At 63.9% G+C, this 24,053-nt stretch carries 18 protein-coding genes; 4 read left to right on the top strand and 14 right to left on the bottom strand.

The window, feature by feature from the left end; genetic code table 11:
- Positions 1 to 112: 112 nt before the first annotated feature.
- From QWI20_RS02495 to QWI20_RS02530, 8 genes are read right to left on the bottom strand one after another with little or no spacing between them, the layout of a single operon-like run.
- A complete protein-coding gene (locus QWI20_RS02495; RefSeq protein ID WP_369304026.1) occupies positions 113 to 1,306 on the bottom strand; it encodes a PotD/PotF family extracellular solute-binding protein in 1,194 nt (397 codons plus the stop codon).
- Positions 1,303 to 2,307, bottom strand: coding sequence for a GTP-binding protein (locus tag QWI20_RS02500; RefSeq protein WP_369304027.1), 1,005 nt, complete (start codon positions 2,305 to 2,307; stop codon positions 1,303 to 1,305). The genes QWI20_RS02495 and QWI20_RS02500 overlap by 4 nt, the downstream gene beginning before the upstream one ends.
- Positions 2,304 to 2,603 carry a hypothetical protein gene (locus tag QWI20_RS02505; RefSeq protein WP_065989066.1) on the bottom strand — a complete coding sequence of 100 codons (300 nt, stop codon included), beginning with the start codon at positions 2,601 to 2,603 and terminating at the stop codon, positions 2,304 to 2,306. The genes QWI20_RS02500 and QWI20_RS02505 overlap by 4 nt, the downstream gene beginning before the upstream one ends.
- Before the next feature lie 34 nt (positions 2,604 to 2,637).
- Positions 2,638 to 3,384 carry an SDR family NAD(P)-dependent oxidoreductase gene (locus QWI20_RS02510; protein WP_369304029.1) on the bottom strand — a complete coding sequence of 249 codons (747 nt, stop codon included), beginning with the start codon at positions 3,382 to 3,384 and terminating at the stop codon, positions 2,638 to 2,640.
- Positions 3,385 to 3,444: 60 nt separating this feature from the next.
- Positions 3,445 to 4,206 carry an SDR family NAD(P)-dependent oxidoreductase gene (locus tag QWI20_RS02515; RefSeq protein WP_369304030.1) on the bottom strand — a complete coding sequence of 254 codons (762 nt, stop codon included), beginning with the start codon at positions 4,204 to 4,206 and terminating at the stop codon, positions 3,445 to 3,447.
- Positions 4,207 to 4,244: 38 nt separating this feature from the next.
- The gene (locus tag QWI20_RS02520; protein ID WP_192172525.1) at positions 4,245 to 5,585 is read right to left on the bottom strand and encodes an MFS transporter; all 1,341 of its coding nucleotides are present in this window, start codon (positions 5,583 to 5,585) and stop codon (positions 4,245 to 4,247) included.
- A gap of 27 nt (positions 5,586 to 5,612) precedes the next feature.
- Positions 5,613 to 6,494: a polysaccharide deacetylase gene (locus QWI20_RS02525; protein ID WP_369304031.1), complete on the bottom strand. Its 882-nt coding sequence runs from the start codon at positions 6,492 to 6,494 to the stop codon at positions 5,613 to 5,615.
- Between the two features lie 26 nt (positions 6,495 to 6,520).
- The gene (locus QWI20_RS02530; RefSeq protein ID WP_369304032.1) at positions 6,521 to 7,906 is read right to left on the bottom strand and encodes an amidase; all 1,386 of its coding nucleotides are present in this window, start codon (positions 7,904 to 7,906) and stop codon (positions 6,521 to 6,523) included.
- Between the two features lie 333 nt (positions 7,907 to 8,239).
- Between QWI20_RS02530 and QWI20_RS02535 the strand changes: the two genes are divergently transcribed.
- Positions 8,240 to 9,241 carry a GntR family transcriptional regulator gene (locus QWI20_RS02535; RefSeq protein ID WP_369304033.1) on the top strand — a complete coding sequence of 334 codons (1,002 nt, stop codon included), beginning with the start codon at positions 8,240 to 8,242 and terminating at the stop codon, positions 9,239 to 9,241.
- 531 nt (positions 9,242 to 9,772) lie between these two features.
- Here QWI20_RS02535 and QWI20_RS02540 read toward each other — a convergent pair.
- The 5 genes from QWI20_RS02540 to QWI20_RS02560 form a co-directional block, all read right to left on the bottom strand.
- Positions 9,773 to 11,191 carry an efflux transporter outer membrane subunit gene (locus QWI20_RS02540; protein WP_369304034.1) on the bottom strand — a complete coding sequence of 473 codons (1,419 nt, stop codon included), beginning with the start codon at positions 11,189 to 11,191 and terminating at the stop codon, positions 9,773 to 9,775.
- Between the two features lie 17 nt (positions 11,192 to 11,208).
- Complete coding sequence (locus tag QWI20_RS02545; RefSeq protein WP_369304035.1) at positions 11,209 to 14,316, bottom strand: efflux RND transporter permease subunit; 3,108 nt, start codon at positions 14,314 to 14,316, stop codon at positions 11,209 to 11,211.
- The gene (locus tag QWI20_RS02550) at positions 14,313 to 17,531 is read right to left on the bottom strand and encodes an efflux RND transporter permease subunit (RefSeq protein ID WP_369304036.1); all 3,219 of its coding nucleotides are present in this window, start codon (positions 17,529 to 17,531) and stop codon (positions 14,313 to 14,315) included. The genes QWI20_RS02545 and QWI20_RS02550 overlap by 4 nt, the downstream gene beginning before the upstream one ends.
- The gene (locus QWI20_RS02555; RefSeq protein ID WP_369304037.1) at positions 17,528 to 18,802 is read right to left on the bottom strand and encodes an efflux RND transporter periplasmic adaptor subunit; all 1,275 of its coding nucleotides are present in this window, start codon (positions 18,800 to 18,802) and stop codon (positions 17,528 to 17,530) included. The genes QWI20_RS02550 and QWI20_RS02555 overlap by 4 nt, the downstream gene beginning before the upstream one ends.
- A gap of 291 nt (positions 18,803 to 19,093) precedes the next feature.
- Positions 19,094 to 20,146, bottom strand: a complete 1,053-nt coding sequence (locus tag QWI20_RS02560) for a GGDEF domain-containing protein (RefSeq protein ID WP_369304038.1) — start codon at positions 20,144 to 20,146, stop codon at positions 19,094 to 19,096.
- 263 nt (positions 20,147 to 20,409) lie between these two features.
- On the opposite strand from QWI20_RS02560, the gene QWI20_RS02565 reads away from it, so the two are divergent.
- Positions 20,410 to 21,435: a hypothetical protein gene (locus tag QWI20_RS02565; protein ID WP_369304039.1), complete on the top strand. Its 1,026-nt coding sequence runs from the start codon at positions 20,410 to 20,412 to the stop codon at positions 21,433 to 21,435.
- Positions 21,436 to 21,545: 110 nt separating this feature from the next.
- Here QWI20_RS02565 and QWI20_RS02570 read toward each other — a convergent pair whose 3' ends face one another.
- Positions 21,546 to 21,845: an ArsR/SmtB family transcription factor gene (locus QWI20_RS02570; protein WP_369304281.1), complete on the bottom strand. Its 300-nt coding sequence runs from the start codon at positions 21,843 to 21,845 to the stop codon at positions 21,546 to 21,548.
- An 84-nt stretch (positions 21,846 to 21,929) separates the two neighbouring features.
- Here QWI20_RS02570 and QWI20_RS02575 point away from each other — a divergent pair, with 84 nt between their 5' ends.
- Both QWI20_RS02575 and QWI20_RS02580 read left to right on the top strand, forming a co-directional pair.
- The gene (locus QWI20_RS02575; protein ID WP_369304040.1) at positions 21,930 to 23,021 is read left to right on the top strand and encodes an NADH:flavin oxidoreductase/NADH oxidase; all 1,092 of its coding nucleotides are present in this window, start codon (positions 21,930 to 21,932) and stop codon (positions 23,019 to 23,021) included.
- Positions 23,022 to 23,148: 127 nt separating this feature from the next.
- Positions 23,149 to 24,024, top strand: coding sequence for a LysR family transcriptional regulator (locus tag QWI20_RS02580; protein ID WP_369304041.1), 876 nt, complete (start codon positions 23,149 to 23,151; stop codon positions 24,022 to 24,024).
- Positions 24,025 to 24,053 lie beyond the last annotated feature (29 nt).

Below are 24,053 nucleotides of genomic sequence, written 5' to 3' on the forward strand. Positions count from 1 at the left end.
GAGTAATCGATACTTGTGAATGTGTTTATCGGTCAATCAGCCCGCCGGGCATTTTGCAGGGACGCCGGCGCAGCGGTCGGCAACGCCCCGGCTTGCGGCCCGCGCGAGGGCTTCACTGCCTGCGTGAGCCTTTGCTGCCGGCCCGGGAGATGTCCCCCCAGCGGCGCACCAGGTAGTTGTGTTCATCCATGACCGCATTCCATACCGCGATGTGGCCCATGCGCTGCTCGTAGGAGCCGCCATCGCGCACTTCGCCGACGTCGATCAGCGGCAGGCCGTCACTGCCCATCAGTTGTTCCCGCGCGGGCAGTCCGGCGTACCAGTAATCCCACTCGGCCGCGCTCAAGTGTTCGCGGCTGCGGGCCGGATTGCCGATGTAATAACCCTGGCGGGCCATGACCGCACCGGGCCAGCCGGACAGCCACCAGTTGAGGTAGGCGTAGGCCGCATCGAGCACCGCGCCCCTGGCATGGCGCGACAGGGACAACCCGCCGAACCAGCCGCGATAGCCCTCGCGCGGGACGGCGACGCGGTATTTCACGCCGGCCCGATGCAAGCGCACCAGGGTCGGCGACCACAAGCTCTGGATGTCGATCGTCGGATGCAACATCAGCTCCGCCGCTTCTTCATCGTCAGACCAGAACGCGCCGAACATGCCCTGCCCCTGCTTGCGCACGAGGGTGTCGGCCAGCACGTCGATCTCTTCGATGCTCAGGTTGCCGATGTCGCGGAACTGCGCCAACCCTGCGCCTTGCAAGGCGAGCGCCGCGTCCAGCGCGCCAATGGCCGCGTCACTTTGCAGCGCCACCCGCCCGCACCAGGCCGGATCGACCAGCCAGCCCCAGCTTTCGTCCGCCGAGCTGAAGCCGGCGGGAAGGCGTTCGGGACGGTAGGCGAAACTGTCGGCATTGTGGGTCAGCGGCAACATGCTGATCCGTTCGCTCACCGCGCTGCCGAGGCTGCCGTCGTGCTGCACGAACAGGCGCTCGCTGGGCACGCTGCCGCTGCCGAGGCGATCACTGGCCGACAGCCTGCCGCGTTTGGGCAGGTCGTTGATTTCATGCCACAGGGCAACACGGCGCGTGTCGATGGGCTGGATGGCGCGGGCGGGCCAGACGAAATCCACGTTATGGAACCACTGGTCATAGAGGTCGTAACTGTCGGGCTGCATGACCGCGATGCGCTGGGCGGTCTGCACGTCATGCACCTGATAGACCAGCTTGATGCCGAGGTCTTCTTCGGCGCGAACCCGCAGGGATTCAAGCAGCGTCACCGAAGTGCCCAGTACCCGCAGCGTCACGGTCATGCCAGCGCTTCCCGGGGCGCCGGCGCCAGGCGTTCGCTGAACACCTCGAACGAGCGGCGCAGCAGCGCGGTGTCGAGTCCGCGGACGATAAACACCAGCCGCGATCGATGATCGCCGCCCGGCCACGAAGGCAGGTGCACCGGCGCGTGCAGGCAATGCTGCACGCCATGAATGACGACGGGGGCGTGGCTGTTGTTCACGTTAAGCAGTCCTTTGACGCGCAGGATTCGTTCGCCGTGGCATCTTAGCAGCATGGACAGCCAGACCCCGAAAGCGACCCAGTCCAGCGGGCGTTCAAGGGTCAGGCAGCAGACCTGCGCCTCGCCGTGGCGGGCGGCCGTCGAGCGCACGCCCATCAATTGCCAGCGCGCGACCTCCTGGGCGGGATCACTGCTGTGCAGCCCGTCACCGAGCAGCAGTTGATCGCCGCTCTGAATGGCATCCGTGGTCAGCACCGGCGCGGGATTGATGGCACGCAAACGCTGCTGCAGCGTTCGCAGCGCGTCTTCGTCGGCGACGTCGGTCTTGCTGATCAGCAGCCGGTCGGCAGCGGCGACCTGGGCCATCCACTCCGGGTGCAGGCGTTCCTGCAGCGCAGCGTGGCTGGCGTCGACCACGGTCACCACCAACCCGATATGCACCCGCCCGCGAAGGTGCGGGTCATTGTTGATGGTCGCCAGAATGGGCGCCGGATCGGCCAGGCCCGTGGTTTCCAGGAGGATACGCCGAAAGGCCGGCACTTCGCCTCGTGCGCGGCGCTGGAGCAAATCGGTCAACGCGTCGCGCAATTCGCCGCGAATCGAGCAACAGACGCAGCCGCTGGGCAGCAGGACGGTGTCCGGCGCCACCTCTTCCACCAGCAGGTGATCGATGCCGACGTCGCCGAACTCGTTGATCAGCAGCGCCGTGTCCCCGAGGGTTTCGCCCTGCAGCAGGCGCTTGAGCAAGGTGGTTTTGCCGCTGCCGAGAAAACCGGTGATGACGTTCAGCGCGATGCTCATGGGTGCTGCTCCAGATGGTCCAGCAGTCGTTCATCGAGGGGGTCCAACGGGCGCCCGATCAATTGCTCGGCCCGTTGCCACAACTGGTCGAGGCCGCTGGCCAGTTCCTGTTTGCCGGTGGCGCCGAGCAGCAGGTAGGAGACGCCCTGAAAGTCCTCGACCTTCAGGCGGAATGGCGCCACCACCTTGTTGATCGCGGCAATCCGGCGCAGGCGTTCGCGGCGACGGGGCAGTTCGTCGCCCAGCGGGTCGCTCCAGTGCACGTCTTCACCCAACAGGCCGCAGAGTCCACACATGGTTATTTGCTCCTGTTTTATTCGATCTGATGCATCAGGGCATCACATCGCCGGAATTCGGCCCCAGGGTCTGGCCGACGAACAGATTGCCGCCGGGCTCGCTGGCCAGCAGCACCGCGACGGGCGCCACTTCTTCCGCCAGGCCAAAACGCCCCAGAGGCAGCTCTGCCGCCTTGGCGGTTTTCCAGGCGCTGCTGATGCCTGCCACCAGCGGCGTCTCGATCGGTCCCGGCGCAATGGCGTTGACCAGCACGTTGTCCTTGGCCACTTCCAGGGCAAGGGACTTGCTGAAGCCGATCACCCCGGCCTTGGCCGCCGCGTAATGGGTCAGCTCGGCGCCGCCCTTGATGCCCAACTGTGACGCGACGTTGATGATGCGTCCCCAGCGCTGCGCCAGCATGTGCGGCAAGGCGCGCTGACTGGCGATGAACACGCTGGTCAGGTCCACGCGCAGCATGTCGTTCCACATGTCCAGGGTCAGGTCGACACAGCGCGCCTGGGTCAGCATCCCGGCGTTATTGACCAGAATATCGATGCCGCCAAAGTGCTCGACGCAGGCATCGACACCGGCCTGGGCGCCCTCGACGGTACCGACATCGGCCACGCTTTCGACCACTTGGGCACCTAATGAGCGACAGGCCTGAGCGGTGGTCGCCAGGGTAACGGCGTCGCGATCGGCCAGGACCAGCCGCGCGCCCTGCTCGGCATAGGCCCGCGCAATCGCAGCACCGATCCCGCTGCCTGCGCCGGTGATCACAGCGCGTTTATTAACCAGTTGCATGGTGTTTCCTCTTTCAGTCCAGCGCCTGTAGCGCGATCAACAGCGGATCAGCGCTGCGCCCTACTCCGGCCAACGCACGGTCAGGCCGCCATCGATGACAATGCTTTGGCCGGTGAGATAACTGGACTCCTCGCTGCACAGAAAACGCACCAGCGAGGCGACTTCATCGGCCCGGCCGACACGGCCCAGCGGGATGGCCCGGGCCGCTTTGGCAAGGCCCTCCGGCCCGAGTGAGTTTTTGCTGTCCAGCGATTGCGGTGTCTCGATCAAACCCGGAATCACGGCGTTGCAGCGAATCCCCCGGGGTGCCAGTTCAACCGCCAACGAGCGGCACAGCCCCGGCACACCGGCTTTCGCCGCGGCGTAATGCGAGTGGTCCTGCCAGCCATAGACGCCCCCGGCAATCGACGAAATGGCCACCATCGAACCGCCCTCGCCCATGTGCCGGGCCGCCGCGCGGAAGGTGCGCATCACGCCGGTGAGATCGACATCGAGCATCTCGTTCCAGTGCTCATCGGTCATCTCCAGCAACGGCGCGCGGCGCAGCAGTCCGGCATTGGCGACGGCGTAATCGATGCGACCGAAGCGGCTGATCGCCTGCTCGGCCAGGGCGTCCACCGAGGCCGTTTGAGTGACGTCCAGCTCAGCCATCACGCATTCGCCACCGGCGTCGGCGACCATCCGCGCAGTGATCTCAGGGTCATGGGGGTCGGCCGGGTAATAGCCGCCCACCACCGCGACGCCCTTGTGCGCGAAGGCCACCGCCAGGGCTTGGCCGATCCCGCTGGCGGCCCCGGTAATCAACGCTACTCTGCGAGTCATGTTCAGTTCCTTATTGGACGGTTGCTAGTGGACTGTTGCTATTGGACGGTTTCGGGGCGCACGTGGCGGGCGGCGAACATCAGTACACCGGACAAGAAGCACGGCACGGCACCGAAATACAGCGCCGACGTCTGCCAGTCGCCGCCGGCGCTCAGGACCGAGGTCGCGCCAAAACCAGCGACCACGGCGCCAATCGGGCCCATGGCGTGGATGATCGCGCCGCCGGTGGCGCGGATGCTGGTCGGGAAGCTTTCGCTGATGAAAAACAGGGCGGCGGAATACGGACCGATCAGGAAGAACAGCCCGAGGCTGTACAGACCGACCACCGTGGGCATGTTGCTGGGGCCGAAGAGCATGCCGGTGAACGACAGACCGCCGAGCATCCAGCCCAGGCCGATGACGTTGCGTCGGCCGATCTTGTCGCCCATCCAGCCGTGGCTCAGGTAGCCGCAGTAGCCCACCAGGTTCGACAGCACCAGGATGATCAGCGAGTTCTCGAAGGAGATGTGGTGAACGCTGACGATGACCGAGGTGCCCAGCACGCTGAACACCTGAATCGCCGCCCAATTGAGCAGGATCGCCGCGCCGATCACCAGCGTCGCCCGGCGCGAGGTGCCACGGAACGCGGCGCCGATGCCAGCGGTACGATGTTCCTCGTAATCCACGCCGTAGGTCATCGCCACTTGTTTGGCCTGCTCGGCGTCGCCGGCCTTGCGCAACTGAGTGATGCGCTGGTGAATCTGGAACTGCGGGCTTTCCTTGAGCTTGCGCGCCATGAACGCAATCACCAGCGCCGGTATGGCGGCGAAGACGAAGCAGCCCTGCCAGCCGATGACCGGCAGCAGTACAGCGGTCAAACCGGCGGCGATCAGCGCACCGACCGGCCAGCCGCCCTGCACCAGGCTGTAGATGAAGCCGCGGCGTTTGGCCAGTCTCGGGTCTTCCGACGCCGCATAGATTTCGCTGAGGTACGTGGCGTTAACGGTTTCTTCGGCGTAACCCAGCCCGCTCAGGGAGCGAATCAGGATCAGCGGCGACTTGCCCCATGACCCGCCCAGCGCCGTCAGCGCCGAGCAGATCGCGGAACCGGTCACCGTGAAGATGATGCCCATGCGTCGGCCGAGGCGATCCACCAACGGACCGATGGCCAGCGCGATGACCGCAGTGCCCACAGCAGCCCAGGTGGCGATTTCCGCCTGTTCCGCTTCGCCCCATTGAAAGTGCCGACCGATTTCCGGCAGCAAGGTGCCGAACAGGATGAAGTCGTACACCGCAAAGACCCACGCGAAGAAGGCGATCCAGGTGGCGTAGCGCACTTCTTCGGAAGTCAGTTGCCGGGGTTTCCAGCCGGTCAGATCAAGTTTGTTGTAGATGGACATGGGTCACGCCTCGGAATGAAGGGGCTATCAGCTGTGGCGCGGATGACGGCGGACGAAGTCGTCGGCGATTTCGTCGAAGGTGACGAACTTGACCCCGGCGTGGCTCTGGATGTGCTCGATCAGACGCTCCAGCATCAGCAGCACTTGCGGGCGCCCGGAGACGTCCGGGTGGATGGTCATGGTGAACACGGCGTGCTCATGCTCGCGGTAGACCCAGTCGAACTGATCGCGCCACATCTCTTCCAGATGGCGCGGATTGACGAAGCCGTGGCTGTTGGGCGCCTTTTTGATGAACATCATCGGCGGCAGGTCATCGAGGTACCAGTTGGCCGGAATCTCCACCAGATCGGTTTCCTCCCCGCGCACCAGCGGTTTCATCCAGGTGTCGGGGTGCTGGGTGTAATCGATCTTGGTCCAGCTGTCGCCCACGCGCACGTAGTAGGGATGGAAGTCGTTGTGCATCAGGCTGTGGTCGTACTTGATGCCCTTCTTGAGCAGCAACTCGTTGGTGACCTTGCTGAACTCCCACCACGGCGCGACGTAGCCGGTCGGCCGTTTGCCGGTCATCTGGGTGATCAGCTCGATGGACTTGTCGAGGACGATTTCTTCCTGCTCGGGCGTCATGGCGATCGGGTTTTCGTGGCTGTAGCCGTGCACCCCGATTTCGTGACCGGCGTCGAACACGGCCTTCATCTGCTCGGGAAAGGTCTCCATCGAGTGACCGGGCACGAACCAGGTGGTGCGCAGACCGTAGCGCTCGAACAGCTTGAGCAGGCGCGGCGCACCGATTTCACCCGCGAACAGGCCACGGGAAATGTCATCCGGCGAGTCCTCGCCACCGTACGAACCCAACCAGCCTGCCACGGCGTCTACGTCGACGCCGAACGCGCACAAGATTTCTTTAGCCATCATCGTTCTCCAGCGGAGTTATCGGATCATTCGTTTCGGGACGTGCGCAACGCGGCTTCAACGGCCAGCGCAGCGCGCAATAAACGTGAGTCTTCGCCACTCGGCGCGCTGATCAGCAGGCCGGTGGGCAGGCCAAGGCCGTCGCAGCCGCTGGGCAGCGACACGCCCGGCATGTCCAGCAAACTGCCCGGCATGGTCAGGCGCAACGTGGCCAGGTTGGTGCGGATGAACAGCTCATCGTCGCTGAACAACGGCGTGAGCGGCGGCGCCACATGGGCCACGCTCGGGGTGAGCAGAAACGCGCCATCGAGTTCGTCGCTGATCTGTTGCTGAAGACGCTCGCGGGCGCTGTAGAGGTTGATCAACTGGCTGGCCGGGAACGCCCGCGCCGCTTCAAGACGGCGGCGTACGCGAGGGTCGAGTTGTGCAGCGGCGTCGCTGTCGAGCAAGGGCTGATGGAGGGCAAACGCTTCCGCCGCGCCGAGCCAGCCTTGCTGCTGGATGAGATCAAGCGTGGCCTGAAAGGCAGGCGAAGGACGCACCTCGATCAGCGCACCCTGGGCCTCAATCGCGCTCATACAGCGCAGCAGGTTGTCGCGTACGGCGGGCTCGACGCGGGCGTCCTCAAGAACAGCCTGATCGACCCGGAACCGCTGACCGGCCAACGGGCGCGGCAGCAAAGAGGTCGGCTTTGTGCGGCCGCGGAGAATGTCGTCAATGGCCACGGCATCGCGCACGCTGCGTGTCAGAGGGCCGAGGCTGTCGAGGGTATGCGCGAGAGGGAAGACCCCGTCGCGGCTGTAGCGGCGGCAACTGCTGCGAAAGCCGACCAAGCCATTGAAGGCGGCCGGGATGCGGATCGAGCCTGCGGTGTCGGTGCCCATGGCGACAGGGACGATCCCTGCTGCCACCGCGACCGCCGAGCCGGACGAAGAGCCACCCGGAATGCGCGGCTGGTCATGCCCGAGGGGATTATGGGGCGTGCCGAAATGCGGGTTCAGGCCCAGACCCGAGTAGGCGAATTCACTGAGGTTGGTTTTGCCGACACTGACCATCCCGGCCCGTGACAGCAGGCCGACGCTCTGCGCATCCAGCAGCGCCGGCGCGTATTCACGGCGCAACGCCGCGCCGGCGGTGGTCGGGCTGCCGGCTACGTCAAACAGGTCTTTCCAGGCGATGGGCACGCCGTCCAGCGCGCTTGCCGGTTGTCCGGCCTTCCAGCGTGCCGCCGAGGCTGCTGCTTCGCGGCGTGCCCGGGCAGTGGAGAAAGAGATGAACACGTCATCGACGGCGGCGGCCTTCGCCAGCGCTGCGTCCAGGGCCTGCACCGGGTCGTTCGTTCCGTTGGCGAACGCTTCGGCCATTGCCAGCGCATCGGCGAGTGTCGGATCCGGGAAGCGAGCGTCGGACATTTCATCTACCCTTTAATGTACATATTCGGAGAATGTACATTTGATAAAGGCAGAAAGCGTGCCAGAGTCGACGTGCTCTGCTTGTGTGGCCCGATGGGGCATATGGCAACTTGGTCGAGGTGGCCGGGCTAGATGGGTTGCCGGGTTTTGGCCAGCGAGTCGGGGCATTGATTTTTCAGGTGGCGCACGCTAACCGACCCAAGGATGGATATTTACGCAAAGGTACGTTTTAGTGCAGAAAAGTAACAACAGCTCCAATACCGTGCGTTCCTACGTGTCCCGCAGTGACGCGCTGTCTTGTGCGAGAATCGCCGCCCGCCTTCCGAGAAGTGTATGAAATCGATGTCTGCCGAGGATTCCCGCACTGCGTCCCGCTACGCCACGATCCGACAGGTCCTGCGCGATGCCATCGTCAACGGTGACGTGGTTGAAGGATTGGTGCTGCTCGAAGCACCGCTGGGAGAGCTATTCGGCACCAGCCGGGTGCCGGTGCGACGGGCGCTGGATCTGCTGCATGACGAAGGTCTGATCAGTCGCTTCGATGGGCGCGGTTATCTGGTCAATCCCAACGGCAACGATGTACAGCCAGTGCGCCTGGCCCTGACCCACCATCAATTGGGCCTCGATAGCAGTGAAGAGCTGGTCGACACGCGCCCGCTGGGCGAACGGATCTTCGAGGAAATCGGCGCGGCGTTATCGACTTGTATCGCGTTCGGTCATTACCGGCTCGATGAGCAAATCGCCGCCGAACACTATGGCGTCAGCCGGGCGGTGGTGCGCGAGGCGCTGATGCGCCTGCGTGACCGGGGGCTGGTGGAGAAAGAACCTTACTCCCAATGGCTGGCCGGGCCGCTCACCGCTCGAGAAGTGACCGAAGATTACGAGCTGCGGGCCTGCCTCGAGCCTGAGGCGTTGCGCCAGACCGCGCCGGGCTTGAGCCGGGACGACCTGGCCGCCATGCTCGGGCGAGTTGAAGCCGCGCAAAACAATCCGCAGTGCAGCCTGGCAGACATCGAGCGACTGGAAGAAGACCTGCATCACCACTGCCTGGCGGGCATCAGCAACCGCAAGATTGCGACGCTGATCCGCCAGGGCCAGAGCCCCATGATCATCAGCCGGATCTTCTACAGCCAGCTGGGCATCGGCCCCGACGAAGCGATGCTGGCCGAGCATCGGTTGATCCTCGAATTATTGCTGCACGGCGCATTCGATGCCGCCGCGCTGAACCTCAAGGAACACCTCAACCGCGCCCGTCAGCGGATGCTGCAGCGGCTGAAAGTCCTGTCCGTGCTGCCTGAACAGCCCGTCCCGGCGTATCTGACCCGACTCAGCTGAAGAAGCGGGTATGCGCAGAGCAGGACCGGCTTTAGCCGGGAAGTTGCTGGGTGGTGCAGGCAAAACGCATGCTCTCAGTGGGACCGGCTTTAGCCGGGAAGGCGTCAGGTGCAACACCGCAAAATTGATGGCGTACGCACCGGCCTCTTCCCGGCTGAAGCCGGTCCCACTGAGATCAAAAGCATCCGCCACTGACACACCGCGCGTATTTAGTGGGACCGGCTTTAGCCGGGAAGACGTCAGGTGCAACACCGCAAAATTGATGGCGCGCACACCGGCTTCTTCCCGGCTGAAGCCGGTCCCACTGAGATCAAAGCATCCCCCACTGACACACCGCGCGTATTTAGTGGGACCGGCTTTAGCCGGGAAAGCGTCAGGCGCCACGCCGCACAATTGATGGCGCACACACCGGCCTCTTCCCGGCTGAAGCCGGTCCCACTAAAACGCTGCGTGCAGTCAGCGGGACCGGCTTTAGCCGGGAAGACGTCAGGCGCCACACCGCAATATCAATGCGCACGCACCCGCCTGAAATCACTCGGTCACCCACGACCCCCCCAGCGCTGCCTGCAGCTGAACACTGGTGATCAGCTGCGTGGCCACCAGATTGAGCAGGGTCTGGCGCTCGTTCAAGCTGGTGGCCTGGGTGGTGGCGACGTCGAGGTAGTCGATGACGCCGGCCTCATACTGGTCACGGCTCACCGCTGCGGAATCTTCTGCAGACTGCGCGGAGCTGCGGCGTGCTTCCAGCTCAGGCTCCAGGGTGCGCAATTCGACCAGGTAATCCTCGACTTCGCCCAGACCGGTCAGCACGGTCTGGCGATAGGTCGCCACTGTAGCGTCGTAGGCATGACGGGCCTGTTCGACGCTGGCGCGGGTGGCGCCAAAATCGAGAATCGTGCCGGTCAGGCTCGGGCCGATCGACCAGAAGCGGTTGGGCAGCGAGAACAGGTTGCTCAGGGTGGAGCTCTGGTAGCCGCCACTGGCGCTCAACGTCAGGTCCGGGTAGTACGCGGCCGTTGCCACCCCGACCGCAGCGTTGGCGGCGGCCATTTGCCGTTCGGCGGCGGCGATGTCCGGGCGACGTTCCAGCAAGCGGCTGGGCACGCCCAAAGGCACGCCGGGCACGTGGTACTGCCAGGCCGGGTCTGCGGCGAGGGAAAAGTCCGCCGGCGGTTTGCCCATCAGCAACGCGATGGCGTGCTCGTACTGGGCGCGCTGCCACTGCAAGTCGAGCATCGAGGCCTGGGCGCTCTGCAATTGGGTTTTGCCCGTCGCCAGATCGGCCCGCGAGGAGATCTGCTCGTCGTACTTGTTCTGGATGATTTGCAGGTAGCGCTCGTAGCCGGCAATGGTCTCGCGGTACAGCGTGATGCGCCGGTCCAGCAGGCGCAGCTGGAAGTAATTCTGCGCCAGGGACGATTGCGCGCTGAGGGTGGCGTTGGCCAGATCGGCCGCACTGGCCTGTGCGCTGGCGCGGTCCTGTTCGTTGGTGCGGCGCAGTTTGCCCCAGATGTCAGCCTCCCAACTCAGGTCCAGGGTGGCCGAATGCACTTTGCTCACACCCCCTGCCCCGCTGGACGACGAGCCGCTGGCGGACTCGCTGCGGCTGCTCGCCCCGGTGCCGGTCAACGTCGGAAATTCTTCGGCGCGGGACTGACGCACCAACGCCAGGGCCTGCTGGTATTGCGCGGCGTAGACCGCGACGTTCTGGTTATTGAGCTGCACCTGGGACACCAGCGCGTTCAGTTGCGGGTCCTGATAAAGCGCCCACCAAGGCCCTTTGGGCAACTCGTCCTGGGGGTTAGCCGCTTTCCAGCCCCGGGCTTCCTTGAAGGTGGCGGAGATCGGCGCACTGGGTTTCTGGTAGTCGGGGCCAACCATGCAGCCCGTCAACAGGGTGCCGGTCAGCAGCAGAGCGATGGACAGACGGGAAGGCAGCAAAGCGTTCATTCATTCAACCTTGTCAGTCAGCCGGGCACGTGAGTGCGGCGGATACGCATGTGCCAGAAACGCCGCGAAGAACGGCTCAGGCGATCGAGATAGAGGTACACCACCGGGGTGGTAAACAGGGTCAGCAACTGGCTCAGCACCAGGCCGCCGGCAATTGCCACACCCAGCGGTTTGCGCAGGTCGGCGTCGCCGCCGCTGCCGAGGGCCAGGGGCAAGGCGCCGAAGAAGGCCGCCAGCGTGGTCATCATGATGGGCCGGAAGCGCATGCGGCAGGCTTCAATGATGGCTTGCTCAGGCGACATCTTGCGGTCGCGCTCGGCCATCAGGGCGAAGTCGATCATCATGATGGCGTTCTTTTTGACGATGCCGATCAGCAACAGAATGCCGATCAGGGCGATGACCGTCAGTTGCATGTTCACCGCCTTGAGCAGCAGCAAGGCGCCAACCCCCGCCGACGGCAAGGTCGACAGAATCGTCAGCGGGTGGATGTAACTTTCGTACAGCACGCCCAGCACGATGTACACCGCCAGCAAAGCGGCCCCGATCAACCACGGCATGCTGGCGGCGAGCGCGGCGAAAGCCTGGGCTGTGCCGGCGAATCCGTACTGGATGTCACGGGGCAAGCCGACCTTGTCGACGGCCGCATTAATGGCCGCCGTGGCCTGTTCCAGAGAGACGCCGTCCTGCAGGTTGAACGCGATGGTGCTGGTCGCCGACTGCCCCTGATGCGCCACGGCCAGCGGGGCGTTGTCGGGACTGAAGGTGGCAAACGCGGTCAGCGGCACTTGCTGGTTATCGGCGTTAATCACGTACATGCGGTCGAGCATCGTCGCGTCCTGGGTGTACACCGGGTCCAGGCCCATGATGACGTGGTACTGGTTCAACGTTTTGTACAAGGTCGCCACCTGCCGCTGGCTGTAGGCGTTGTTCAGCAGGTTGTCGATGTCGCTGACGCTCACCCCCAGCCGGCTGGCGGCGGCACGGTCGATGTGCAGTTTCATCTCCTGGCCGCCGGTCTGGGAGTCCGAGTCGATACCGGTCAGTTGCGGCAATGCCCGCAGCGCCGCCTCGACCTTCGGTTCCCACACCCGCAGCAGGTCCAGATCATCGGCCTGCAGGCTGAACTGGTAAGTGGCGTTGGCGCTGCGCCCGCCCACACGAATGTCCTCGGCGGGCATCAGGAACACCTGAATCCCGGCCACCTTGTTGTTTGCGCGGGTCAGCCGGTTCGCCACCGCCGCCGCGCTGCTGGTGCGCTGCTTGTAGTCCTTGAGCCTAATGAAGAAGTCGCCGGTGTTGCGCGACCCTGCCCGCCCGCTGCCGGTCGACGACATCACCGCCTCGACGTCGGGATCGGCCGCCAGGTCATGGGCGATCTGCAGCAAATGCGGTTTGAGGGCCTGAAAGGAAATGTTCTGGTCAGCCCGCACGGCGCCCATCAGCACGCCGGTGTCCTGGGCGGGGAAAAACCCTTTTGGCACCGTGGCGTAGAGATACACGTTGAGCCCCACGGTCAGCAGCAGGCTGAACATGGTCAACAGCCGATGACGCATTACCCAGGCCAAGGCCGTGAGATAGGCGCCCTGCATCCGCGCAATGCCGGCTTCAATCCAGCGATAAAGCCGCGGCTCGCGGGCGTCGTGGGCGGGCTGCCGCAGCAGCAGGACACAGAGCACCGGCGTCAGGCTCAGGGACACCAGCATCGACAGGCCCAGAGCAATGCTCAAAGTCACCGCGAACTCCCGGAACAGTCGCCCGACAATGCTGCCCATCAGCAGGATCGGAATGAACACCGCGATCAGCGACAGGGTCATGGACAGCACCGTGAAGCCGACTTCGCGGGTGCCCATCAGCGCCGCACGCAGCGGACGCATGCCGAGTTCCTGATAGCGGGCGATGTTTTCCAGCACCACGATGGCGTCGTCCACCACAAAACCGGTGCAAATGATCAGCGCCATCAGCGACAGGTTGTCGAGGCTATAACCCAGCAGGTACATGATCGAGCAGGTGCCAATCAGCGACACCGGCAGCACCACCGCCGGAATCAGCGTCGCGCGCAGGTTGCGCAGAAACACGAAGACCACGGCAATCACCAGCAAGGTGGCGATCAGCAGGGTTTCTTCGGTGTCATGCAGGGACGAGCGGACGGTCGGGCCACGGTCGATGACGCTGATCAGCTGCACGTCACCGGGAATTTCCCGCTGCAACTCGGGCATCAGCGCCTTGATGCTGTCGATGGTCTTCAGCATGTTGGCGCCGGCCTGCCGGGTTACGCCCAGCGTCACCGAGGGCTGACCGTTGTAATAGCCGCCGACGAAGGTGTCTTCCACCGAATCGTAGACGTTGGCCACATCGCGCAACCGCACCGCAGCGCCGTTCTGGTAGGTGATGACCAGGTCCTGGTAATCGGCGGCCTTGTCGATCTGGTCATTGCCGTCGATCACCCAGCTCTGCCCCTCGCCCTGGAGAATGCCTTTTGGCTTGGCCTTGGTGGCGTCGTTGATGGTCTGCCGCACGGCCTCCAGGGAAATGCCAGCGTGGTTGAGCAGGTTGGGCTGAACGTCGATGCGCACGGCCGGCAAGGCGCCGCCGCGGACCGACACCTCGCCCACGCCGTTCACCTGGGCGATCTTCTGCTGCAACTTGCTGTAGGCCAGGTCGTAGAGTTCGCCAGGGCTGCGTGTCGATGAGGTCAGTGCCAGCATCAACACCGGCGCCTCGGACGGATTGGCTTTGCGGTACGTGGGCAGCGACGGCATCGAACTGGGCAGCAAGCTGCGCGCGGCGTTGATGCCGGCCTGCACATCCCGGGCGGCGCCGTTGATGTCGCGGTCGAGTTCGAACTGCAGGATCAGCGTGGTGGAGCCCTGGCTGCTGGTGGACGTCATCTCGGTAATGCCGGCGATCTGCCCGAGACTGCGCTCCAGCGGCGTGGCCACCGTGGCGGCCATGGTTTCCGGACTGGCGCCGGGCAGCGAGGCGCTGACCATGATCGTCGGGAAATCCACCTGGGGCAGCGGCGCCACCGGCAACAGCATGTAACCGAGAATGCCTGCCAGGGTGATGCTCAGGCTCAGCAACAGCGTCGCCACCGGACGACGGATAAACAGCCGAGACAGATTCATGGCCGAGCACTTCCCCGGGTGCTGTCCCGGCCGCTGCCCCGCTTGAAGCGCGCCCTGGCCCGCTCGGACAGGCGATCAAACATCAGGTAGATCACCGGCGTGGTGAACAGCGTCAGCACCTGGCTGAGCAACAGCCCGCCGACGATCACCAGCCCCAGCGGCCGACGCAGTTCCGCCCCGGCCCCCGTGGCGAGCATCAGTGGCAGCGCGCCGAACAGCGCCGCCAGCGTGGTCATCAGGATCGGCCGCAAGCGCAGCAGCGCCGCCCGGTGAATGGCGTCCCGGGCGTTGAGGCGCTGGTGCTGGCGACCCTCCAGGGCGAAGTCGATCATCATGATCGCGTTCTTCTTCACGATACCGATCAACAGCACCACGCCGATCAGCGCGATCAGACTGAATTCGGTGCCGGTCAGCAGCAACGCCAGCAAGGCGCCGATCGCCGCCGAGGGCAACGTCGACAGAATCGTCACCGGATGGATGAAGCTTTCGTACAGCATGCCCAGCACGATGTACATGGTGACCAGCGCCGCCAGGATCAGCCACAGCGTGTTGCCCGTGGCGGTCTGAAACGCCTCGGCCGCACCCTGATAACGCAGGGTGATGCTGCTCGGCGCGTTGAGTTCAGTCATCACCTCGCTGATGGCATGCTGCGCTTGCTCCAGGGAATAGCCGTCTGCCAGGTTGAACGACACCGTTACCGCCGGAAATTGATCCAGGCGGCTGAGGGACAGCGAACCGGTGCGCTGGCCGACCTTGGCGATGTCGGTCAGGCGCACCATCTGCGCCGCAGTGCCTGTCGTGCTGGTCGAACTGGATGACGTGCTCTGGGTGGAGGTGCTCGAAGACGTGCCCGATGTCGTGCTTGCCGTCGTCGTGGCAGAACCGGTCGCCGCCGCCAGATAGATGTTGTCGAACGCCGCCAGGGATTGCTGGAACTGCCCCGGCACCTGCAGCACCACGCGGTACTGGTTGGACTGCGTGAAAATGGTCGATATCAGCCGCTGACCGAAGGCGTTGTACAGCGCGGTATCGACGTCGGAGGCGCTGATGCCGTAGCGCATGGCGGCCGCCCGGTTCAGCTCGACGTACGCCACCAGGCCCTGGTCTTGCAGGTTGTCGACGACGTCGCGCATTTCCGGGCGGTGCTGCAATTTCTCGATCAGCCGGGGCGTCAGCGTCGACAGATTCGCGCTCTCCGAGTCGTCGAGGGTGAACTGGTACTGGCTCGGGGTCAGCTGGTCATCGACGGTCAGGTCCTGGGACGACACCAGATGCAGCTGAATGCCGGACACGGCGCTGGCGGATTTCTCCAGCCGGGTGATGACCTGGGTCGCAGTGTCGTCGCGGTCGTCGAAAGGCTTGAGCCCGATCTGCAGGCGGCCGTTGTTCAGCGAATCATTGCTGCCGTCGACGCCGATGGTGGACGACACCGACTCCACCGCCGGGTCCTGACGCACCACTTCCACCAACGCCTGCTGACGACGGGCCATCTCGCTGAACGACACGTCCTGGGAGGCGCGGGTGAAGCCCTGAATCAGGCCGGTGTCCTGGGTCGGGAAGAAGCCTTTCGGCACTATCAGGTAGAGGAAGCCGGTGAGCGCCACGGTGCCGACAGCCACCAGCAGCGTGAGACGCTGGTGATCGAGTACCCGCACCAGACCCCGGTCGTAACCGTTCAGCACCTTTTGGTACTGGCGATCGCCCCAGGCGGCGAAGCGGCCTTTTTCGCCCTCGGGCACATGCCGCAGCAGGTGCGCGCAGAGCATCGGCGTCAGGGTCAGCGACACGACCATGGACACCAGAATCGCCACCGCCAGGGTGATGGCGAACTCGCGGAACAGCCGCCCCACCACGTCGCCCATGAACAGCAGCGGGATCAGTACGGCAATCAGCGAGAAGGTCAGGGAAATGATGGTGAAGCCGATTTCCTGGGAGCCTTTCAGCGCCGCGGCCATGGGCTCTTCGCCCTCCTCCAGGTGCCGGGAAATGTTCTCCACCACCACAATCGCGTCGTCGATGACGAAACCGGTGGCGATGGTCAGCGCCATCAGCGTCAGGTTGTTCACACTGAAGCCGGCCAGGTACATGATGCCGAAGGTGCCGATCAGCGACAGCGGCACTGCGAGGCTCGGGATCAGCGTCGCGGTGAAGTTGCCGAGGAACGCAAAGGTCACCAGCACCACCAGCCCGATGGACAGCAACAGCTCGATCTGCACGTCCTTGATCGAGGCGCGGATGGTCTGGGTGCGGTCGCTGATGACTGTCAGCTTGACCGAGTCGGGCAAGGCCGTTTGCAGGGTCGCCAGCTTCTGCTTGATGCTGTCGACCACGTCGATGACGTTGGCGCCCGGCTGGCGCTGGACCGCGATGACAATCGCCGGTTGCCCGTTCGCCGTGGCCCCCAGGTACTGATCCTGCGGCGCCTCGGAAGTGGTGGCGACATCTTTGAGACGCAGCGCGGCGCCGTTCTCGTAGGCCAGCACCAGCTCGCCGTACTCCACCGCGTCGCGCAACTGGTCGTTGGCGTCGATGGTGATGGAGTGGGACGGGCCATCGAAGCCGCCCTTTGAACCGTTGACGTTCGCGGCGTTGACCTTGTCGTAGACGTCTTCCAGGGTCAGGCCGTGGGCCGCCAGGCTGGTGGGGTTGACTTCGATCTTCACGGCGGGCTGCTGACCGCCGGCCAGGCTGACCATGCCGACGCCGGAAATCTGCGAGAGCTTGAGCGCCACACGGGTGTTGACCAGGTCCTGCACGCGGGTCAGCGGCAGGCTGTCGGACGTCGCCGCAAGGGTCAGCACGGCGGTGTCGGCCGGGTTGACCTTTTTATAGGTCGGCGGGTTTGGCAGGTCAGTGGGCAGCAGGCTGTCGGCGGCATTGATCGCCGCCTGCACTTCCTGTTCGGCAACGTCCAGCGACAAGTCCAGGGAGAACTTCAGGGTGATCACCGATGCCCCGGCCGAACTGGTCGAGTACATCTGCGCCAGCCCTGACATCTGCCCCAACTGGCGCTCCAACGGCGCAGTCACCGCCGAAGCCAGCACGCTAGAGCTGGCGCCGGGGTACAGCGTGGTGATCTGGATGGTCGGGTAGTCCACTTCCGGCAGCGCCGAGGTCGACAGCAGGCGATACGCGAAAATACCGGCCAGCATCACCGCGAGCATCAGCAGCACGGTTGCCACCGGGCGCTGGATAAACAGTCTTGAGGGATTCATGGGGCAGCGTTGCCGGCAGCCGACTTCGTGGCGCTGACAGGGGTGCTGGATGCGGCGACATCCGCGCCGGCCGGTTTATCCGCCTCGATGGTCACCGTGCTGCCGTCACGCAGATGATCGATGCCTCGGGTGACGACCTGATCGCCCTTGTCCACGCCCTGGCTGATCACCGTTTGCTCGCCGAAGACCGGGCCGACCTTGACGCTGCGGCGGGCGACCTTGCCGTCTTTCACCACGTACAGAAACTCGCCGTCGCTGCTCAATTGCACGGCGGCCGACGGCACCACCACGGCATTGTGCAGGGTGTCGGTGGTCAGCTTCACGTTGACGAACTGGTTGGGGTAGAGCTTCTCGGCAGGGTTATCGAACACCGCTTTCAACTTGATGCTGCCGGTGGTGGTGTCTATCTCGTTGCTGATGAATTTCAGCGCGCCGTTGGCCAGCGGCGTGTTGCCCAACTGATCGAGGGCCTGCACGCTCAACGGCTCGCCCTTGCGCACCTTCGGCAGCAGGGTCGCCAATTGCGCCTGGGGCAGGCTAAAGGTCACGGCGATCGGGTTGGTCTGGGTCACGGTGACGATGCCGGTGGTGCTGCTGGACGAAACGATGTTGCCCGGATCCACCAGACGCAAGCCGACGTAGCCATCAATCGGCGAAACGATTTTCGCGTACAGCAGATTGAGTTTCGCCGCATCGATCTGGCCCTGATCCGCCTTCACCGCGCCGGCGTACTGGCCGACGGTGGCGATCTGCGTGTCCAGGTCCTGCTTGGCGAGGGAGTCCTTGGCGAACAGTCGCTTATAGCGTTCGGCGGTCAGTTGCGCGCTTTTCAGCAGCGCCTGATTCTGGGCCATGTCGCCCAGGTATTGGTCGAGGGTGGCCTGATAGGCACGGGGGTCGATCTGCGCCAGTAACTGGCCCTTCTTGACGTACTGCCCCTCGGTGAAATACACGGCCATCAGCTCACCGTCGACCCGACTGGTCACGGTGACCGAGTAGTTGGGGACGACCGTGCCGAGCGCCTGCTGAATCACCGGAACATCCGCCGTCCCGGCCGTGCCCACTGCGACGCTGACCGCTGCATTGGGGTCCGCCATCCCCGGCCCACCGTGGCGACCACCGGGTCCGGCGGAAACAGTAGCGCCAGCATCGGTCGACGGCGTCGGGTTGGAGGCGTGCCGGTAGTAGACATAAACAGCCCCAACGGCTGCGGCTATGAGGAGCGCAAGGACAAGGCGCTTTCGTGAGCGGGCTGCCGAAATCTGGGTCATGGTTTACTTCTTTGTGGCCAAGGGACAAAAGTGAAGCCGTCAGCCCGCGCGTCGCCGGGCGGATCGGTAGGGTGTGCAAAACGCTGCGCCAGGCAACGTCGATGCGCGCGGCGCGCTGCAGTCGTGCAGCAGGCGCCGCCTGGCCGGCAGGCTGACGTTCGGATAGAGGTATTTCGAATTGTTGCGACATTTAGCCCTGCGTGATCGGCAGGAACAAGCGACGAGCCCGACCTTTGCAGAGAATTTACATTCGGCGGGTGCATCGGGCGGGCTGCGTGAGACCCGCCGCGCTCACTCCGCCAGCATGACCCGGTTGCGTCCCTCCTGCTTGCCCTCGTACAAGCGCTGATCCGCCCGCTTCAGCGCATCCCGAAACGTCTCCCCGTCCTTCAGGATGGCCACCGCAAGGGTCGCCGTAAGGTTCAGGCTCATCTGCCTGATCTCCCCGGCCTGTTCGCGAATGTGCGTGAGTATCCGCTCGGCGATCAGCCGGGCGTCCTCGAAGCGGGTGTTGGGCATCAACACCAGAAACTCTTCGCCGCCCCAGCGCGCGGCGATGTCCGTGGTGCGTACACACTGGGCGATGACGTCGGCCACCTGCTGCAGCACCACATCGCCCATGTCATGACCGTGCTTGTCGTTGATTTGTTTGAAGTGATCAATGTCAATCAGCACCAGCGCCGTGGGGATCTCCCGCCGCCCTCCACCCAACTGACGCAAGCGCTGCAGCACCCGCCGCCGGGTATAAAGATTGGTCAGGCTGTCGCGGTGGGCGGAGTGATAAAGGTTCATGTGCATCGACAGGTTGAAGCGCACCGACAATGCCGTGGCGTGCAGCAACAACGCCGTTGCGGTCAACGCGTTGGCTGCGCCGAACAGGTCATGGGCGTTTTCGCTGATGCTGAAGACCGGCACTTTGTTGCGCAGCAGGTACCCGCCCACGGTGACGATGAGCACGGCGGCGCTCAGGCAGCCACGGCGCACCGGCGAGGAATGAAAGCCGAAGGCAATGATCGGCACGATGCAGAACACGTAGAGGTGGAAGTTGCTGTCCCAGCCCAGCACCCAGGTGGCGATGGCGGCGTGGGCGATGATTTCAATACAGATGAGCATGCCGGCACATCGATACAGGCGGCGTTTGATTGCCAGCAGACAGGCGATGTACGCCGTGACGCTCACCGCATTGGTGACCCACATCACGGGCAGATCCACGATCAGGAACAAACCCAGCAGCAGCACGTGAATCGCGAACGCGATTTGTACGATCGGGATGATGTGTTTCCAGTATTCAACGGTGGCTTCGCGAGTGACCTGAGTGCGGTCATCGGCGGTAAGGCTGTTCATCAAGGTGTCTCGGGGGAAGTGAATACGGTGAGGATAGGAAATATCCAGGAACAGTGTCCGGCGTCACGCCATATCGCGCTGAGTTTTAGCTTTAATCGCCATTTGATCTGAGTGCAGGCCTTTGATTTTCCGATGTTTTAAAGTTTAGGCGTTTTACCTGCGTTTTATTTGGCACTGGCATAAAACTAATTAAAAAGCGCAACGGTCATTGAAGTACGCGCAACAAGTCTTGCGTACTGCCCATGACCAAAGGAACTGCCACTATGATTCGCGATGACCGAGTAACGCCCGCTGCCTACGACGATCCTGTCTATCGGGGGACCGCTGTTGCCCCCTTGCTCAAACGTATTTCCTGGGGCGCCATTCTGGCCGGTGTGGTCCTCGCACTGGTGGTCTCGCTGATGCTCAGCCTGCTGGGCACTGCGATTGGCAGCGCCAGCATCGATCCGCTGCAAGAAGCCGATCCGCTGGCGGGCATGGGCAAAGGCACCGGCATCTGGCTGGGTGTGAGTATGGTCATTTCCCTGTTCGTCGGGGGCTGGGCCGCCGGCCGCTTGGCCCATCGCGAAGGCGCCTTCCACGGAATTCTGGTCTGGGCCAGCGTTTCGCTGATCAGCGTTTACCTGGTGTCCAGCGCCGTGACCGGCGTCGTGCGTGGCGGTTTGAATCTGGCGGGCAGCGGCCTGTCGGCAGTGGGCAGCGGCATTGCGCAAGTGGCCCCGGCCGTGGGCGGCAAGATCCAGGAGCAGCTGCGCGCCCAAGGCATCGACTTCAATCTGGACGATATCCAGGGCGAAATCGAACAAGCCATGCGCCAGACCGGCAAGCCTGAGCTGGACCCGAACAAGGTCAAGCAGGACGTTGCTACCACCCAGGAAGACGCAAAAAACACCGCTCAACGCAGCGCCGAAGCCCCACAACAGGCCGACGAGCAACTGAGCGGCTTGCTCGACCGTCTGAAAGCCAAGGGCGACCAGGCGTGGGATGCCGCTGACCGTCAGGCCTTCGTCAACCTGATCAAGGCCCGTGGCAACAAGACCGACGCCGAAGCCAACCAGATCGTCGATCAGGCCCAGGCCAGCTACCGTCAGGCGTACGCCAAGTACCAGGAGCTGAAAGCCCAGGCCGAACAGAAAGCCCGTGAAGCGGCTGACGTCGCGGCGAAAAACATTTCCCGCGCCGCCTGGATCCTGCTGATCACCCTGGTGGTTTCTGCCCTGGTGGCAGCCGGTGCCGGTGCAATGGGTCGTCGTACCCAACCGCCTGCGAAGATCGTCGGCGCTGTCTAAGCGTCACGTTCAAGCCCGCCAATGAAATGGCCCGATCGCAAGATCGGGCCATTTTTGTTTGCGCTGAGTGGGGGATCTACAAACCGCACCGTACGTCTGAAAACGCCGGTTCACGCCTGAGCCAGAATGCACCCCAGCAACCCCGGAAAGCGAATATCCAGCTCCTCGGTGCGCAGCGAATTCATGTGCGTGGTGCCGATGTTGCGCGTGTGCACCAGGCCTGCATCGCGCAACACGCGGAAGTGGTGAGACATGCTGGACTTGGGCCGTCCGCCGTCGAGCTCGCCGCAGGTCGCCTCCGCCACCAAGGACAGGCAGCGAACGATTTCGAGGCGCACGGGGTCACTTAATGCGTAAAGCAAACGCTCAAGTGTGAGTTCGGTCGGTAACGGATGTTTGAAGGCGCGCATGCCGCGCATCATACCGAGGGGTTTCATTCTTCGCCATATTTCGAATACTATCGAACAAGCGAATTCAATCATCAGGAGTATTTCATGTCTGCATTGTTCGAACCCTTCACGCTGAAGGACGTGACCCTGCGTAACCGCATTGCCATCCCTCCAATGTGCCAATACACAGCAGACGACGGCGTCATCAACGAGTGGCACCACGTTCACCTCGCGAGCATGGCCCGCGGTGGTGCGGGCCTGGTGGTTGTCGAAGCCACTGCCGTCTCCCCTGAAGGCCGCATCACTCCGGGTTGCGCCGGCATCTGGAGCGACGAGCACGCCAAGGCGTTCATTCCTGCGGTGCAGGCGATCAAGGCAGCCGGATCGGTTCCGGGCATCCAGATCGCCCACGCCGGTCGCAAGGCCAGCGCCAACCGTCCATGGGAAGGTGACGACCACATGGCCGCCGATGATGCCCGCGGCTGGCAGACCATCGCACCCTCGGCCATCGCCTTCGGCGCCAACCTGCCGAAAGTCCCCCAGGCAATGACCTTGGACGACATCGCCCGGGTCAAGCAGGACTTCGTCGACGCTGCACGCCGTGCCCGTGAAGTCGGCTTTGAGTGGATTGAGCTGCACTTCGCCCACGGTTACCTGGGCCAGAGCTTCTTCTCCGAACACTCCAACCAGCGCACCGATGCCTACGGTGGCAGCTTCGACAACCGCAGCCGCTTCCTGCTGGAAACCCTCGCCGCCGTGCGTGAAGTCTGGCCGGAAAACCTGCCGCTGACCGCGCGCTTCGGTGTGATCGAGTACGACGGCCGTGACGAGCAGACCCTCAGCGAATCCATCGAACTGGCCCGTCGCTTCAAGGCCGGCGGTCTTGATCTGCTGAGCGTCAGCGTCGGTTTCACCATCCCGGAAACCAACATCCCGTGGGGCCCGGCCTTCATGGGCCCGATCGCCGAACGCGTACGCCGTGAAGCCGATATCCCGGTGACCTCGGCGTGGGGTTTTGGCGATCCGAAACTGGCTCAGGCCGCCGTGCAGAACGGTCAGCTGGACCTGGTGTCGATCGGCCGTGCTCACCTGGCGGATCCGCATTGGGCTTATTTTGCCGCCAAAGAACTGGGCGTCGACAAAGCCTCGTGGACCCTGCCTGCGCCCTACGCGCACTGGCTGGAACGCTATCGTTAAGCGTCCCGCTTAAAAAATGCCGCCGCTGAGGCGGCATTTTTATTTGTCGACGGCACTGGTTACTATCCGCTGCCGGCCGCCTGTGGGTGCGCCCTGCCCGATTTGAATTTCCTGCCAGGACCTGCCGATGATCAGAGAGTTGAAAACCTTCGTCTGCGTCGCGCGTCGAGGCACCTTTGCGGCGGCCGGACGCGAGGTCGGGCTAACCCAATCGGCGGTGAGCGCGCAGATCAAGAACCTCGAAGACGCTCTGGGCGTCACCCTCTTCGATCGCACCGGCCGCGCCGCCACCCTCAACGCTGCCGGACAACGCGCCGTGGCACTGGCCGAGGAAATGCTGCAGCTGTTCGGGCGCATGGGCAGCCCCGACAGCGCCAATGACTTTCGCGGCGCGCTGCGCATCGGCGCCATCAGCACGGCGCAGACCGGCATCCTGCCCCAGGCCTTGGTGGCGCTGCGCAGCAAGGCGCCGTTCATTGAAGCCAGTCTGGTGCCGGGGGTTTCGTTGAACCTGCTCAGTCAGGTGGACGCCGGCGAGCTCGACCTGGCGATCATGATCAAACCGCCGTTCGCCCTGCCCAAAGAGCTGCACGCCGAGGTCCTCGCCAGAGAACCGTTCGTGCTCATCACGCCATCCGGCATGCAGGGCGACGACCCTCGGCAGATCCTCAGCGACCACCCTTTCATTCGCTACGATCAGCGCTCGTTCGGCGGCCGCCGGGTCACGCAGTTCCTGCGCGAGCGCAAACTTGAGGTGCGGCAAACCCTGGAGCTCGATGAGCTGGACGCCATCGTCAAGATGGTCCGCGCCGGGTTGGGCGTGGCGCTGGTGCCCATGGCCGGGTTATGGCTGGAGCATGCGGAGGACGTGCGGATCATCGACCTCGGTGAGCTGACCTTCTTCCGCGAGATCGTGCTGGTGAGCAAATACCTGCAGCGGCACACGCCGCTGCTGGAGTTGTTCAGAAGCTGCATCGTGGACGCGCTCCCCCGCGCAGGCTGAGGCCATTGCCCGTCGCGCAAGTGCGCTTC

The organism is Pseudomonas sp. W2-17 (assembly GCF_041060445.1).
GTDB lineage: Bacteria > Pseudomonadota > Gammaproteobacteria > Pseudomonadales > Pseudomonadaceae > Aquipseudomonas.

Bases quoted from the DNA above. Each gene is read 5' to 3' on its own strand.
- QWI20_RS02495 (WP_369304026.1), bottom strand. From the start codon at position 1,306: ATGACCGTGACGCTGCGGGTACTGGGCACTTCGGTGACGCTGCTTGAA.
- QWI20_RS02500 (WP_369304027.1), bottom strand. From the start codon at position 2,307: ATGAGCATCGCGCTGAACGTCATCACCGGTTTTCTCGGCAGCGGCAAA.
- QWI20_RS02505 (WP_065989066.1), bottom strand. From the start codon at position 2,603: ATGTGTGGACTCTGCGGCCTGTTGGGTGAAGACGTGCACTGGAGCGAC.
- QWI20_RS02510 (WP_369304029.1), bottom strand. From the start codon at position 3,384: ATGCAACTGGTTAATAAACGCGCTGTGATCACCGGCGCAGGCAGCGGG.
- QWI20_RS02515 (WP_369304030.1), bottom strand. From the start codon at position 4,206: ATGACTCGCAGAGTAGCGTTGATTACCGGGGCCGCCAGCGGGATCGGC.
- QWI20_RS02520 (WP_192172525.1), bottom strand. From the start codon at position 5,585: ATGTCCATCTACAACAAACTTGATCTGACCGGCTGGAAACCCCGGCAA.
- QWI20_RS02525 (WP_369304031.1), bottom strand. From the start codon at position 6,494: ATGGCTAAAGAAATCTTGTGCGCGTTCGGCGTCGACGTAGACGCCGTG.
- QWI20_RS02530 (WP_369304032.1), bottom strand. From the start codon at position 7,906: ATGTCCGACGCTCGCTTCCCGGATCCGACACTCGCCGATGCGCTGGCA.
- QWI20_RS02535 (WP_369304033.1), top strand. From the start codon at position 8,240: ATGAAATCGATGTCTGCCGAGGATTCCCGCACTGCGTCCCGCTACGCC.
- QWI20_RS02540 (WP_369304034.1), bottom strand. From the start codon at position 11,191: ATGAACGCTTTGCTGCCTTCCCGTCTGTCCATCGCTCTGCTGCTGACC.
- QWI20_RS02545 (WP_369304035.1), bottom strand. From the start codon at position 14,316: ATGAATCTGTCTCGGCTGTTTATCCGTCGTCCGGTGGCGACGCTGTTG.
- QWI20_RS02550 (WP_369304036.1), bottom strand. From the start codon at position 17,531: ATGAATCCCTCAAGACTGTTTATCCAGCGCCCGGTGGCAACCGTGCTG.
- QWI20_RS02555 (WP_369304037.1), bottom strand. From the start codon at position 18,802: ATGACCCAGATTTCGGCAGCCCGCTCACGAAAGCGCCTTGTCCTTGCG.
- QWI20_RS02560 (WP_369304038.1), bottom strand. From the start codon at position 20,146: ATGAACAGCCTTACCGCCGATGACCGCACTCAGGTCACTCGCGAAGCC.
- QWI20_RS02565 (WP_369304039.1), top strand. From the start codon at position 20,410: ATGATTCGCGATGACCGAGTAACGCCCGCTGCCTACGACGATCCTGTC.
- QWI20_RS02570 (WP_369304281.1), bottom strand. From the start codon at position 21,845: ATGCGCGCCTTCAAACATCCGTTACCGACCGAACTCACACTTGAGCGT.
- QWI20_RS02575 (WP_369304040.1), top strand. From the start codon at position 21,930: ATGTCTGCATTGTTCGAACCCTTCACGCTGAAGGACGTGACCCTGCGT.
- QWI20_RS02580 (WP_369304041.1), top strand. From the start codon at position 23,149: ATGATCAGAGAGTTGAAAACCTTCGTCTGCGTCGCGCGTCGAGGCACC.